We start from the raw sequence: 14,175 nt of genomic DNA on the forward strand, positions 1-14,175 counted from the left end.
CACCACGCGGTGCCCAGTCTTACCGATGGGCCGCAGCCGCGGAGCGATGGGTTGGTGCCAGGGAATGACGTATAGTCAACGAACAGGCGCGTAAAGTGGCTCGGACGTGAGCAAAGTTGCACAGTGTGTCAACGATTACCCGACGACAATCGCAAACCCGCTCGCATTCGAGCTCTGAAGGCGGTTGACTGTCTCAGTGTCACCGGTGGCGAGCTTGTGACGGCCGCCACCCGGTAGGGCGAGGAGGTCGGCGCGTGACAGAAGCGCTGGTTCTCAATGCCACGTATGAACCGTTATGCGTGGTCTCACAGAGGCGTGCGCTGGTGCTCGTGCTCACCGAGAAGGCAGTCATGGTCGAGGCCGGAGATCGGGTTCTCCACTCGGCGACATATGCGGTCGAGGTACCCGTGGTGGTGCGGTTGGCCCGATTCGTCCGGGTGCCGTACCGATCCCAGGTGCCACTCACCCGCAAGGGAGTGCTGGCGCGCGACCATCACCGCTGCGTCTACTGCGGTGCGCCGGCGACGTCGCTGGATCACGTCATCCCCCGCTCCCGCGGGGGCGCGCATGTATGGGAGAACGTGGTGGCGGCCTGCGGCCGCTGCAATCATCTGAAAGCAGACCGGGCTGTAGCCGATCTTGGCTGGCGGCTTCGCACGGCTCCCAGAGCGCCGAGCGGAGCCGCTTGGCGCATTCTGGGCAGCCGGCGGATGGACCCGCGCTGGTCGCGCTATCTCAGCTCGGACGGTGACGAAGCCGCATCCGCCTGACCCCGGAGGCGTCGCCCACCCGCCTGTGGTCCGCCTGCCCACGATTCACCGGCGCCAGCCGGAAGGGTCAGGTGGTCATCACCAGCAGGGCGGTGTCGTCGTCGGTCTGCACGGCCAGCCCGGAAGCGGTCAGGCAGCGCCGCAGCAGCACCCGGGCCGGGACAGGCTGCGACACCGCCGGACCTGCCGGACCTGCCGGACCTGCTGGCACCACGTCGTCCGTCGCGCTGGCGAGACCGCGACGCAGCCGGTCCATGCCGTCCTGGAGCGGGTGCCGTCGGGACTCGACCAGGCCGTCGGTGTAAAGAACGATTCCGGAGCCTGGTGGGAGCTCCAGCGAAGTCTCCGAGAACACTTCGATATCACCGACTCCCAGTGGCAGGCCCGGATCGAGCACCAGGTAGTCCGGCTCCTCGTCGGGCATGACCAGCAACGGCGGCAGATGACCGGCGTTCGACACGGTCGCCCGGCGGGTCCTGGGGTCGTAGACGACATACATGCAGGTAGCCAGGTGCAGCCCGGGAAGGGCGTCGACAACCCGGTCGAGCCGGGACAGCAGCTCGGCCGGCGCCCAGTCCTCCAGGGCATACGCCCGCAGCGCCGCCCGAAGCTGGCCCATCACCGCGGCCGCCTGCAGACCTCGTCCCATGACGTCACCGATCGCGATCCCCACCCGACCATCCGATAGCGGGATCACATCGTAGAAGTCGCCGCCGACCTCGGTCCCGGCCGTGCCGGGACGGTATTCCACCGCGATCTCCACCCCACGCAGGGCCGGCGGGTCCGCCGGCAACAGCGAACGCTGCAGGGTGAGCGCGCACTCCTGCTCGGCGCTGTAGCGCTGGGCGTTGTCAAGGGCGACTGCCCCCCGACGAGCCAGGTGCTCGGCGAGGCTGATCTCGACGGGTGTGTACGTGCCCGACTCGCGGATGAGCATGACCGCACCGAGTACCCGACCGCGGCCCGGCATCGGCACGGTGATCGACGGTCCCTTCAGGAGCTGGTGGTACAGGCTGTCGGCCCCAGCCCGGATCGGCAGCCGCGCCGCAAGGTCGTCGGTCAGGTAGGGGGTGTACCAGGTCTGTCCGGTACGCAGCACCAGGCCGGGCGCGTAGTCGTTGTCCAGGCTGGGCTGCTCGGTGGCGACGGCGCCGCGCAGGACCTCCGCGACCCGGCCGTTGCGGTGCACGATCGCGCCGATGCCTATCTCGTCGCCGTCGCGGAGAAAGACCATGGCCCCGTCACCGAGCCGTGGTACGGCCAGCGATGCGATCATGTCGACGATCCGCTGCGGGACGAGGGAACCGGACAGCGCCAGACCCGCGTCGGACAGGAATCCGAGCTGCTCGAGCGCCGTCCGTTGCGCGACACGCTTGCGGGGACGAAGGACGTGCCCGCGACGTCGGCGCCGCCCATCCAGGACACGACGGATCCGAGCCAACGAGCCACACACGCTTTGCGAAATCGCACGATAACGTATAGTCACCACCTCCACGCGACGAAGTCTAGTTCGGTTAGCGGATATCACGCCTGACGACAGGGATCGGGACTTGGATGGAACCATGCACCTTTGGTGGCTCGACGCCGTCCTGTACGAGGTCTACATCCGCAGCTTCGCCGACTCCGACGGCGACGGGATCGGGGATCTCGCAGGCATCACCACCCGCCTGCCCTATCTGCGCGATCTGGGCGTGGACGGAATCTGGATCACACCATTCTACCGGTCACCCATGGCCGATCACGGCTATGACGTGGCCGACCACCGCGACGTCGACCCGTTGTTCGGTGATCTGGCCACCTTCGACGCGCTCCTGACCGACGCACACCGTCATGGCCTGAAGGTGCTCGTCGACCTCGTCCCGAACCACTCCAGCGACGTCCACCCAGCCTTTCGCGCGGCGCTCGCCGCCGGCGCAGGTGCCCCCGAGCGTGACCTCTACATCTTTCGGGACGGACGCGGCGAGAATGCGGCGCAGCCACCGAACAACTGGGTGTCGGTGTTCGGTGGACCTGCCTGGACCCAGGTGGCTGACGGCCAGTGGTACCTGCACCTGTTCGCACCGCAACAGCCCGACTGGAACTGGCGGCACCCCCAGGTGCGTGCCGACCATGACACCACCGTCCGTTTCTGGCTCGACCGCGGCGTCGACGGCTTCCGCATCGACGTCACCCACGGCCTGGTCAAGAACGACCTGCTGCCGGACAACCCACCAGCGCCGGGCGAGACGATCACCTTCTTCCGGGAGCGGGCCGAGCCCCACGCCTGGGACCAGGACGGCGTCCACGAGATCTACCAGCGCTGGCGGGCGATCGTCGAGGACTACGACCGCCGCGACGGTACGGCGCGGGCACTGGTCGGGGAGACCTGGGTGGCCGACCCGCGACGGCTGGCCCGCTACGTCCGGCCCGACGAGCTGCACCTGACGTTCGCGTTCTCGCTGCTGGCCGCCCCGTGGTCGGCCGCGGCCTGGCGTAGTGCGATCACCGAGGATCTGGCCGCGACCGCGGAGGTGGGCGCCCCCGCGACCTGGGTGCTGTCCAACCATGACGTGATCCGGCCGGCCAGCCGCTACGGCGACGGCGCGATCGGCCTGCGCCGAGCCCGTGCGGCGCTGCTCACCCTGCTCGCCCTGCCCGGGCCGGTGTTCCTCTACCAGGGCGACGAGCTCGGCCTGCCTGAGGTGGACGTGCCGCCCGAAGCCCGCCAGGATCCCGTTTGGGAGCGGTCCGGCCGGAGTCGGCCCGGCCGGGACGGCGCCCGGGTGCCACTGCCGTGGTCGGAACACGCCCAGCCGTTCGGGTTCAGCGCCGCCGGCGTGACGCCCTGGCTGCCGCAGCCCGATGTCTGGGCCGACCTGACCGCCCAAGCGCAGGCGTCCGACCCGATGTCGACGCTGGTGCTGACCCGTGGCGCGCTGGCGCTGCGCCGCGCGCTTGCCTGCCTCGGAGGCGGAGCGTTGCGCTGGCGGGACGACCTGGCACCCGGATGCCTCGCGTTCGACCGCCCAGGGGTCCCAGGCGCACCAGACCAGGCCGGTCTGACCTGCGTGATGTCGACCGCCGAGCGGGACACGACATGTGCGCTGCCCGGCCGCCTCATCCTGGCCAGCGGCCCGGTCGGCTATGACGGGGTCACGCTGACCCTTCCCCCGGACACCACCGCATGGCTCGCGCCGCGATGACCCGAACAGGTGCCGTTCCCCGGATCACCCCGACGGTCCGCGATCCGTCGCGCAGAATGGTCGGTGTGACTCAGCGACCGGCGATGGCCCGCCCGACCGATACCTTCTACGACGCGGTCGGCGGCGAGGAGACGTTTCACCGGCTGGTGGCCCACTTCTACGCAGGGGTCGCCGAAGACCCGTTGCTGCGGCCGCTCTACCCGGAGGAAGACCTCTCCGCCGCCCAGGAGCGGCTGCAGATGTTCCTCGTCCAGTACTGGGGCGGGCCCTCAACCTACAGCGAGCAGCGCGGTCACCCCCGACTGCGGCTGCGTCACGCACCGTTCGTGATCGGCCCGGCTCAGCGGGACGCCTGGCTCATCCGCATGCGTGCCGCCGTCGACGAGCTGAACCTGCCCCCCGAGCATGCGCAGCCGCTGTGGGACTACCTGACGATGGCGGCCAACTCACTGGTCAACCACCCCGAATGAGCCGGCGGTCCGGCTGAATGGCCGGGCCGTTCAGCCGGACCGGTGCGGGGCGCGAAAGCCCGAGACGAACGGGATGACCTCGATCATCAGATAGCCCGCCCGGACCAGCGGATCCGCCTCGGCAGTGGCACGGGCCTCGTCCAGCGACCCGGTCTGGAACAGCAGCACCGCCTGCAGCTGCGTGTCAGGTTCGTCCGACCCGCCATACAGCACAAGCGACCCCGTAGCCCGCAGCGACTCCAGATACTTCAGGTGCTCGGCATGCCGCCGGTCGTACCCTCCATCCTCACCGGACGCCGGATGCGGGCGTCCCTGCCTGAGAACGACCAGCTCATAACGGTTCAGCGCAGCCATGACGCTCCCCCACGGTCGAGTCCTATTCGCGGGTGAGCTTGCGGTAGGTCACCCGGTGCGGACGCGCTGCCTCGACGCCAAGGCGTTCGATCTTGTTGGCCTCGTAGTCCGCGAAGTTCCCCTCGAACCAGAACCAGCGCGCCGGGTCGGCCTCCGTACCCTCCCAGGCGAGAGTGTGGGTGGTGACACGGTCCAGGAACCACCGGTCGTGGGAGATCACAACCGCGCATCCCGGGAACTCTCCCAGCGCGTCCTCCAGCGACCGCAGCGTCTCAACGTCAAGGTCGTTGGTGGGTTCGTCCAGCAGCAGGAGGTTGCCACCCCGCTTGAGGGTCAGGGCGAGGTTCAGCCGGTTACGCTCACCGCCGGACAGGACTCCGACCGGCTTCTGCTGATCCGGCCCCTTGAAGCCGAACGCCGACACGTACGCCCGGCTCGGCAGATCGACTTTGCCCACGATGATGTGGTCGAGCCCGTCGGAGACGATCTCCCACACGTTCTTCTTCGGGTCGAGGCCCGCGCGGCTCTGGTCGACATAGGCGATGTCAACCGTCTCACCGATGGCCAGCTCGCCGGCGTCAGGTGCCGCTGCACCGGTCAGCATGGTGAACAAGGTGGTTTTCCCGACACCGTTCGGGCCGATCACGCCGACGATGCCGCCGCGTGGCAGGGAGAACGACAGGTCGTCGATGAGGACCCGGTCGCCGAAACCCTTACGGAGTTTCTTCGCCTCGATCACGACGCTACCCAGCCGCGGACCCGGTGGGATCTGGATCTCCTCGAAGTCGCGGGGACGCGCCTTGTCCGCCTCCGCGGCCAGTTCCTCATAGCGGGCGAGGCGGGCCTTGCTCTTGGCCTGGCGGGCCTTCGGGTTCGAACGCACCCACTCCAGCTCCTGCGCGAGGACGCGCTTGCGCTTTGCGTCCTTGCCACCTTCGACCTTGAGGCGGGCGGCCTTCGTCTCCAGGTACGTCGTGTAGTTGCCCTCGTAGGGGTAGGCGTGACCGCGGTCGAGCTCGAGGATCCAGCCGGCGACGTTGTCGAGGAAGTAGCGGTCGTGGGTGACCGCGAGTACCGCTCCGGCATAGCGCGCCAGGTGCTGCTCCAGCCAGGCGACGCTCTCCGCGTCCAGGTGGTTGGTGGGCTCGTCCAGCAGCAGCAGGTCAGGAGCCTCCAGGAGGAGCTTGCACAGAGCGACACGCCGGCGCTCCCCACCGGAGAGCCTGGTCACCTCGGCATCACCCGGCGGCAGCCGCAACGCGTCCATCGCCTGATCGAGTTGGCTGTCGAGCTCCCAGGCGTTCACCGTCTCGATCTTGTCGATGAGTGCCGCCTGCTCGGCCAGGAGCACGTCGAAGTCCGCGTCGGGTGCGGCCATCTTCTCGTTGATCTCCTCGTACCGCGCGAGGACCCCACGGATCTCCCGGACCCCGTCCTCCACGTTGCCGCGAACGTCCTTGTCCTCGTCCAGCCGCGGTTCCTGCGCGAGCATGCCGACGGTGAAACCGGGGCTCAACGTCGCGTCTCCGTTGCTGGGCTGGTCAAGACCGGCCATGATCTTCAGCAGCGACGACTTGCCCGAGCCGTTGGGACCGACGACACCGATCTTCGCGCCAGGCAGGAACGACAGGGTGACATCGTCGAGGACGACCTTTTCACCGTGGGCTTTGCGCACCTTGCGCATCTGGAAGACGTACTGCGCCATGCGGTCAACCTTATGAGTCGGGCAGCCTGATACGTCAGGCGGCGATACGGGTCAGGCGATATGGGTCAGGCTGCGATGCGGGTCAGGCTGCGATTGGGAACTCCTCGGGACGCTGATCGACATGCACCCGGGAGCGACACACCAGGGTACGAGCCGACTCCCCGACCATGTCCCGTGAGTCTCTTTCCCACGAATGCTCCGGGGACTGCGGCCTCCGGGCGCGCGATCTGACGATCATTGCACGCCCTTTGGCCCGCTGGGGACTGCGGCCTCCGGGCGCGCGATCTGACGATCACCGCACGCCTTGTGGCCCGCTGGACATCAGGGGTCAACCAACGCTCAGCCGGATGGCTGGCGCGAGCCCCGAACCCACCGCCCCAACCTGGCCGTCCGGGGCGACAACGCTGACGCCGGTCCCGGCATCGACGCGGACCGGGAGATCCTGGCGGTCGAGAAACCGCTCACCGCCACCAGACGCCGGCGTGTAGAACAACGCCAATATCACCGAATGATCCATTTTCGCCAACACGCCTGCCGTAGGTACACCCGCCGCAGGTACAGCACTGATCGTGGAAGCGGAACCGATGCCGGCCACGTCCACCCTGTCGGGGCTGATGGTGAGCGTAGCGGTCACCGGCCCGGCCGGGTCCAGTGAGTAGGACGCTCGACGTCCGTCAGAGATCACCTCCAACCGGGCCGCGCGAGCCCCGGCCGGAACCGATGCACGCACATCGACACCGATGCTCAGCCCGTCGACGACCCGCAGCCGTTCCAACCGCGCAGCCGACGGTGACTCAAGTGTCCGGTTGTATCCGTCGGGCAACCGAAGCAGGTACGGTGATCGATCCGGATGATCGGCGAGAACGGTGAAGTCGGCGCGGCCTCGTGATACCGCATACAACACCCGGCCGTCCATCGCGGGCGAGTTGGCCACCACCGACGTGGGGTGCATGAGGAACGCCGGGTCGGCCGACACGATGACCAGTACTCGCCCGGGTTGAGCTGTGATCATGTTTGTCAAATTGCGATCACGTCGGGTGAAGGACACGTTGGCCCCCACCGCGAAGACGAGCACAACGGTACTCAGCCCCAGACAGGCAGCAGCGGTGAGCCCGCCTGCCCATGGCCGCGCGACGGCGAGGTCGACGAGCCCCCGAGCTCCGAAAAAGACCAGTGGGATGAGTACGGGCATGAGGTAGAAAGGACCGACATAGCGGATGCCACCCCACAGTTCGGCCGCGTTCCAGGCTCCCCAGAACACGATGTACCCAAGAATCAACAGAACTGCCCCGACCCCGACCGCGAGGGCCGGCCCGGACAGTCGACGGCGGACGACCGCCGCGACCGACAGTGCTGCCAGGAACACGCCACCGCACGCCCAGATACCGAGAAACCAGAGATGGTCACCGATGGAGACGAGCCCTTCAACCGGCCCGAAGCGGTGCGCAGGATCGGTGGGAAACAGGCGGCGATCCCCGAAGCCCAGCTTGTCGTCGGGCTCAAGCAGCGCAAACGGCAGTGTGAACGGACTGCCCGTTGCCGCCGCGTTGTAGCTGAGCAACGCGGCGACCGGGACGATCAGCCCTACCCCGACCCAACGCAGCAGCCACCACCACTGTCCGCGGGCGCCCTGGTGCACAGCCCACACCGCAAGCGGGCCGAGCACCAGGGCCGTGTCGTACGGGCGCACCGCCATCGCCAACCCCAGCGCCAGCCCTGCCGCGACAAGCGGCGCCCCACGACCGGTTCGCAGCCCTCGCAGCAACCCGACAAGCACGCACTCATACAGCACAAGGACCGGCAGATAGGACAACATCATCGCGCTGTGCAGAATGACCAGCGGCGACAGTGCCAGCAGCCAGGCTGCGACCGCGGCGGCCCGCCGATCGCCCAGCAACTCGATTCCGGCGTGGTAGGTCGCCACAACCGCGGCGGCGGCGACAATGGCGAGTCCCGCGACGGTCCCGCCGGTGAGCACGAGGCTCAACGCGAACAGCCCGGCAACCACCGGGGTGTACTTCAGGACGTAGTGGCCGTCGACGACCGCCGCCAGCCACGGTGCGTAGGACTGCGCCGGCGTCGACGCCGACGGAAACAGATGGCCGCCCGCCAGTGTCTGGGCCTGCAGCCGGTAGAGGGCCTCGTCGTTGTTGATCGACAGATACGGAAACAGATAGTGATTGATCAGGACAGCCGCAAGCGCGCTGAGCACGGCCGCGGCCGCCACTGTCCATCCGGGCCGAGACACCGCGGCCAGCCGTGACCGCAGTACCACCAACGGTCGGCGCCACGACGGTCGTGGGTCACCGAGCCGGTCGAGCACGGGCTCGGGCAACGGGTCGAGGCGGTCATCTGACCGGCTCCGGCTAGAGGGCCAAAGGCGATGCGATCGTGGTTCTGACGCATCGCCGGGTGCCGTGGGCCCGTCCACGCGCCCACGCGGTACCCGGATGGGCGTCGGTATATCGGCACCCCGCGCGCTGGTCACGGACTGACGCTACCCACAGGTCCGGGTGGGACCGGGCATCCACCCGTCTCATGACCGTTTCGCAACCGGGCGGCGCCTGTGCCGACAGCCACCCGCAAGCCGCCGACTACCGTGCCATCACACCGTCGCCGGACGCTGGGCCGGGACGCCGGGGGGTCGGCGCTCAGACCCCGGCGCCCCTGGTAGATCGCCTGGTATCGACTCGCCGAGCAGCTCGTCCGCGCCTGCATGGGTGAAACCCCCGTCACGGTACCCGGAGCCGGTTCCGACGCCGGTCTGGCCATTGTGCACACCGGTCATGCCATTGCCGGCGAGGGGCTCGGAGCCCACCGCACTTCCTTCGCCTTCGGTGGCGTCCACGACCTCCACCGCGCCCATGGCGTCCGTGACCTCCATAGCCTCGTCTGCCTCCATAGCCTCGACTGCCTCCGTGACCTCGGTGACGTCCATGACCTCCGTGGCTTCCCGGTTCGAGCGGACCACCCGCCGGACCTTGGCCGACTGGCGGGTCAGGTCGACAGCGACCGCATCGGCATCCACTTCGTAGACGACCCGGCGGCCGCCGTCCTGGGTCTCGAAAGACCTCTGCCGCAGCCGCCCGACCACGAGCGTCCTGTCGCCCTTGTGCAGCGACGCTCCGACGTTCTCCGCCAGGTGCCGCCAGCAGGTGACGGTCACGAATACGGTGTGGCCATCCACCCAGCGGTTCTGCGAGCGGTCGAACCGGCGCGACGTGCTGGCCATGCGCAGGGAGCAGACGAAGTTCCCGTTCGCCGTGCATCGCACGTCAGGGTCATCGACGAGGTTGCCGAGCAGCGTGACCGATGCTTCGATCATGGTTCCTCCCGGATATGGATACTGGCCTGCTTCCGTGACGGACGGTCCCGAAGGGTCGCCAGCCCTGAGAAACCCGGCGAGACCGTCCGCTGTCTCGTCCCACGTCACACTGTGACCGTCGCCGACCGGTCCGGCACGTCACCGCGGTCCGCTGTGGAAAGCCGCGCAGCTGTCCACAGCAGCGACACTGCGGGATGCACGATCAGTACAAAATATGCCATTCTGGATTTTTTGACCAAGCGTCACAAGGTCATCCGAGTATCGGGGCGTGGCGAGGCATGCGACCAGCTGACCGCGTCGGGTTGGCACCGGGGGACGGCGCGAGACCCGGTTCATCAGGCTCGGACATGCCGGCAGCTGGTTGACACGGGGCGCGAAATGATCGATTATTCCTCCGCCGGCCAGGTGCGAACCGCGCTGCGCGTTCATGCCAGGAGACCCGCACAATAGGCGGTAAGCGCCCGTAGCTCAGCGGATAGAGCAAGTGCCTTCTAAGCACTTGGTCGCAGGTTCGATCCCTGCCGGGCGCACCAGCCAAAACACCCCTGCCGATCTTGCTGGCAGAGGCGTTTTGCAGCAACGGCCGTCAGGGTCGGGGGTCGGTCAGGTGGGTGTCGAGCTTGCCCAGTGCACGCCGCTTCTCCCCCATCGACGCATGCGCGTAGATCGTCATCGTGACCTCGATCGCCGAGTGGCCCGCGATGTCCCGCACGATGTGCGGTGGCACACCAAGATCCAGCAATAGTGTGGCGCAACCCGTGAAACACCACGCCATCGAGACCGACCGCGCACCGTAGCGGCAGCCAGAACCGCCGCAGGTTGTCGGGTTCGATCGGTGTCCCGATCTTCGTCGTGAACACGTGATCGGTCGTGACCCATCGTTCACCGGCCGCCGCACGCTCGGCGCGCTGGAGCTTGCGATGTTCCGCGAGCGCATCCGCGACCAGGCCCAGCAGCGGCAGCGTCCGTTCGGAGTCCTCCGTCTTCGGCGGGCATAGTCGCAGTTCCCCGCCGACCCGCAGAAGTGTGTGACGAACGGTCAGAGTCTCCCGGGCCGTGTCAATGTCCGACCGCTGGAGACCGAGGAGTTCCCCGCTACGCATGCCAAGGAACAGCGCCAGGACCAGCAGCGCGTAGAGCCGATCGCCGGCCGCCGCGTCGAGAAGCTTGTGTGCCTGGTCGACGGTCAGGCCCCGGTCGACCCCGTGGGGCGGCGTTCGAAGGCATCCCTGCGCAGGGCGACAGCGGCCTCCAGCTCACCGACGTCGATCTCCATGTCGACCAGCAGGTCACCGAGGCGATCGCCCTGCGGCCCACCATCGTGCTCGGCGAGACCGCGGCGGGCCCAGTCGATCGCCTCTGCGGGACGACCGGTGTCCCGCAAGGCCACGACGATCCGCTGGTACTGCCTGGCGCTGTTGAGGTTCTCGGCGAGGATGGCAACATGTCGATCAACGTCACCGGACACCTCGGCAAGTTGCTCCCGCAGGTCGCGGGCCGCGACCAGCTGGCCCCAGGACCCCGGCTCAGCGGCGGCTGAGCGCCGCGCCACCTCGGCGCTCAGCTCGGACAGACCCCTGGCGCCCAGCGCGGGCACCAACTCGGCCAGCCGGATCTCCGGCCAGCCCGGCCCGTCGAACGACAGCGCCGCCAACCAGCGCGCGAGCCCCGCCTGATCCGGCGGGGCATCCACACAGGCACGGGCGTACAGGCTCATCATGTGGCGCAGGTCCGTGCCGACGATCCCCGACGAGTCGTCCATGTACATCAGGGCGCTGGTCATCCGGTCCACCGCCTTGCGCAACGCCGGCACCACAGCACCCCGCGTTCCCGTCCGCCAGCAACCGCTCACAACAATCAGCCAGCTCCAGCGCAGCCTGGGAATACTCACGCCGACCCGCGCGCGGATCACGACGCCGGTCCCGCCGCAACGCGTTCGCCAGTACCGTCAGGTCAGCGCCCCTGGTCACCCGTTCATCCCACCAGACCGGGCACCCCGGGACGATGGCCGGCGACCGGAACACCACTGGTGGTAGGGCCGACCCCGGACGAGATTTCCCTTCAGACTCGAAGAACGACTGGCGAATCTGATCAGCGACGCGATCGCGCCCCGTATGGTTCCCGACATCGAGATCGTGCCGTGGCGCGGCACCCAGCTTGTCGCGGTGGAGGTCTACCCGAGCCCGTCCCGGCCGCATCATGTCAGCCAGGAGGGCCCGGAGAGCGGCGTCTACGTGCGGGTCGGTTCAACCAATCGACGGGCCGACTCCGACCTGGTCGAAGAACTGCGCCGCTACGCACGGGGCGAAGTCTACGACGAACAGGCAACGCCGGAACTGGGCTCGGACGCGATCGACTTCCCGGCGGCTGCCGAGGCGTTCAGCCAGCTCCGAAAGCTACGCCCCGCCGACCTGGAGACCCTCAGACTGGTGACGGCCCACCAAGGACGGCTCGTCCCGACCGTCGGCGGCCTGCTGCTGTTCGGCCGTGACCAGGACCGTGCCCGGCTTTTCCCCGATGCCTGGATCCAGGCCGGACAGTTCCTCGGCACCGACAAGTCCCAGATCGTCGACCAGGCAGAGATCCGATCCAACCTGGTACTCGCGGTGGAAGACGCGCTCGGGTTCGTGCGTAAGCACAGTCTGCACGGCATCGACATCGGCCCTGTCCTGCGAACAGACCGGTGGAACCTGCCTCCGGTCGCGGTCCGGGAAGCGGTCGTCAACGCGGTGGCACACGCCGACTACCGGCAGCGCGGCGCGCCCATCCGCATCGCGGTCTTCGACGACCGCCTCGAAGTGGAGAACCCCGGCCTGCTGCAGTTCGGACTGACGGTCGACGATATCCGTCGCGGAGTGTCCAAACTGCGCAACCGGGTCATCGGCCGGGTCTTCAATTCACTGGGGCTGATCGAGCAGTGGGGCAGCGGCATCCAACGAATGACCACCGCATGCCTGGACGCGGGACTTCCCCCGCCAGACCTCGAAGAGCTCGGCACCCGGTTCCGCGTCACGCTGTGGACCCAGCGTGTCCAGCTGCCGACCCTGGACGCCAAGGACCGGGCGATCCTCACCGCCATCCCGACCGACGGCGCGCTCACCAGCGCAATCGCCAACGCCATCGGCCTGTCCACCCGCGCGACGAGGACCAGGCTCATCAAACTGGTCGACCGCGGACTCGTCCGTGAGGTCGGCGCCGGCCCGCGAGACCCGAAGCGCCGCTACTTCCGCTCCCTGTAGCCGGCCCGGCAGCACTGGCAGGTCACACAGCCACCGCCGACGCGTCCAGGGGCGGACACCGGGATCGAAAGAATCAGACTTACGGCTCGGAAGCAAGCTCTGAAGAGAGTAGCTTCTGAGCGCTTCCGAGCTCGGGCGCGCTGCCGGGCTGCACGCCACAGGCAGGAGGATCCGCTGCCGCCTACAACGCCGCGGTGCGCCTGGGTGGCTGCTGGTCGGCGGCCAACCGCAGCAGCTCCGTGGGGTCGACCTCGATCCGCGACCCACCGTCGGCGCCGTAGCTCATCTCAGCACCCCGTCCTGTCGAACTTCTGGTCAGAACCTCGCGCCCAGGCTGGAGAACAGTCGCGCGGTCTCGCGCCACATCGGGCTGCCCGGCGCCGGCAGGTTGATCGGGCCGGTGGCCCACTCGATCAGATCGTCACCGTGCTCGGTGACCCAGCCCCGGATCCGCTCTTCGAGCTGACCGAGGGCCGCCAGCTCGGCCGGACTCAACATGGCCGGCTACGCCTGCTGGTCCGCAAGAAGTGCATTCCGCAGAGCCGTCTGCACATCCGTGCCGGTCTGGACCAGCGCGGCGAGGCTCTGGTTGGTGAAGGTGGTCTGGAGCGCGCTGAGCACCTCGGGATTGACGACGATTTTCGCCATGGCGAGCCTCTCCTCGTTCCGTGGTCCCACGACCCAGGGCCAGCGGGTTTCGGTTGTGTGCACCGGGGATTGTTGTGTCATTGGGATTGTTCGCGGTGGTCGATGGAGTCGACTATGGGCCCCGCGAACCATGTTTCCCCCTCCACGAGGGTTCTCCGAACGCGCGGGAACACCCGTGACCTGCACTTTCCGTGGGCCGGGGGCTGACCCACCCCACCATCCGCCCGGCCGGGCATTGCCATCGACCAGGAACGCGCGGAAAGTTGGGCGTGCGCCGACATCCGGCCGAGAGTTCGGTCATTCCTGATGGGGAGACGACAGTGCCACGCACCGAGGGGGAAGACCGGATCCGGTGGATATTGTCCCGGCTGGCCGCGCGCCGGGTACGCTGGTCGGTCGCCGTGCCGCTGGTACTCCTTCTTGCCGGCGGCTCCGTCGTCCTCCTGGTAGGGCAAAGCGCGGGCACTGCCGTACTGCTGTCT

General features: G+C 68.1%; 12 protein-coding genes, 1 tRNA gene and 1 pseudogene. 5 read left to right on the forward strand and 9 right to left on the reverse strand.

Going from position 1 to position 14,175, the window contains the following annotated elements; genetic code table 11:
- Positions 1-254 precede the first annotated feature (254 nt).
- On the forward strand, positions 255-770 hold the full coding sequence (locus U9983_RS20140) for an HNH endonuclease (protein ID WP_322748376.1): 516 nt from the start codon (positions 255-257) through the stop codon (positions 768-770).
- 67 nt (positions 771-837) lie between these two features.
- Here the strand turns inward: U9983_RS20140 and U9983_RS20145 are convergent, their stop codons facing one another.
- Positions 838-2,211: a GAF domain-containing SpoIIE family protein phosphatase gene (locus U9983_RS20145; RefSeq protein WP_322755527.1), complete on the reverse strand. Its 1,374-nt coding sequence runs from the start codon at positions 2,209-2,211 to the stop codon at positions 838-840.
- 121 nt (positions 2,212-2,332) lie between these two features.
- On the opposite strand from U9983_RS20145, the gene U9983_RS20150 reads away from it, so the two are divergent.
- Positions 2,333-3,952: a glycoside hydrolase family 13 protein gene (locus U9983_RS20150; protein ID WP_322755538.1), complete on the forward strand. Its 1,620-nt coding sequence runs from the start codon at positions 2,333-2,335 to the stop codon at positions 3,950-3,952.
- A gap of 56 nt (positions 3,953-4,008) precedes the next feature.
- Positions 4,009-4,422 carry a globin gene (locus tag U9983_RS20155; protein WP_322755539.1) on the forward strand — a complete coding sequence of 138 codons (414 nt, stop codon included), beginning with the start codon at positions 4,009-4,011 and terminating at the stop codon, positions 4,420-4,422.
- A gap of 30 nt (positions 4,423-4,452) precedes the next feature.
- Here U9983_RS20155 and U9983_RS20160 read toward each other — a convergent pair whose 3' ends face one another.
- The 4 genes from U9983_RS20160 to ssb all read right to left on the reverse strand — a co-directional run bounded on the left by U9983_RS20160 (position 4,453) and on the right by ssb (position 9,806).
- Positions 4,453-4,776 (reverse strand): YciI family protein, encoded by a 324-nt coding sequence (locus U9983_RS20160; protein WP_322755528.1) that lies wholly within the window; start codon positions 4,774-4,776, stop codon positions 4,453-4,455.
- A 22-nt stretch (positions 4,777-4,798) separates the two neighbouring features.
- Positions 4,799-6,481, reverse strand: coding sequence for an energy-dependent translational throttle protein EttA (gene ettA / locus U9983_RS20165; RefSeq protein ID WP_322755529.1), 1,683 nt, complete (start codon positions 6,479-6,481; stop codon positions 4,799-4,801).
- Between the two features lie 328 nt (positions 6,482-6,809).
- Positions 6,810-8,816 carry a hypothetical protein gene (locus U9983_RS20170; protein ID WP_322755530.1) on the reverse strand — a complete coding sequence of 669 codons (2,007 nt, stop codon included), beginning with the start codon at positions 8,814-8,816 and terminating at the stop codon, positions 6,810-6,812.
- Positions 8,817-9,086: 270 nt separating this feature from the next.
- On the reverse strand, positions 9,087-9,806 hold the full coding sequence (gene ssb / locus U9983_RS20175; protein WP_322755531.1) for a single-stranded DNA-binding protein: 720 nt from the start codon (positions 9,804-9,806) through the stop codon (positions 9,087-9,089).
- A 457-nt stretch (positions 9,807-10,263) separates the two neighbouring features.
- Between ssb and U9983_RS20180 the strand changes: the two genes are divergently transcribed.
- Positions 10,264-10,339: transfer RNA gene (locus U9983_RS20180), tRNA-Arg, on the forward strand.
- Between the two features lie 53 nt (positions 10,340-10,392).
- Here the strand turns inward: U9983_RS20180 and U9983_RS20185 are convergent.
- A pseudogene (locus U9983_RS20185) lies at positions 10,393-11,023 on the reverse strand (site-specific integrase); the annotation flags it as partial.
- Positions 10,993-11,718, reverse strand: coding sequence for a hypothetical protein (locus U9983_RS20190; RefSeq protein ID WP_322755532.1), 726 nt, complete (start codon positions 11,716-11,718; stop codon positions 10,993-10,995). The gene U9983_RS20190 and the pseudogene U9983_RS20185, both read right to left, overlap by 31 nt.
- Before the next feature lie 166 nt (positions 11,719-11,884).
- Here U9983_RS20190 and U9983_RS20195 point away from each other — a divergent pair, with 166 nt between their 5' ends.
- A complete protein-coding gene (locus U9983_RS20195) occupies positions 11,885-13,045 on the forward strand; it encodes an ATP-binding protein (RefSeq protein WP_416211459.1) in 1,161 nt (386 codons plus the stop codon).
- A gap of 315 nt (positions 13,046-13,360) precedes the next feature.
- Here U9983_RS20195 and U9983_RS20200 read toward each other — a convergent pair whose 3' ends face one another.
- The gene (locus U9983_RS20200; protein ID WP_322755534.1) at positions 13,361-13,543 is read right to left on the reverse strand and encodes a hypothetical protein; all 183 of its coding nucleotides are present in this window, start codon (positions 13,541-13,543) and stop codon (positions 13,361-13,363) included.
- Between the two features lie 6 nt (positions 13,544-13,549).
- The gene (locus U9983_RS20205) at positions 13,550-13,756 is read right to left on the reverse strand and encodes a hypothetical protein (RefSeq protein WP_322755535.1); all 207 of its coding nucleotides are present in this window, start codon (positions 13,754-13,756) and stop codon (positions 13,550-13,552) included.
- Positions 13,757-14,175: the final 419 nt, after the last annotated feature.

The sequence above is a fragment of the Protofrankia sp. Cas3 genome, from assembly GCF_963555955.1.
GTDB lineage: Bacteria > Actinomycetota > Actinomycetes > Frankiales > Frankiaceae > Protofrankia.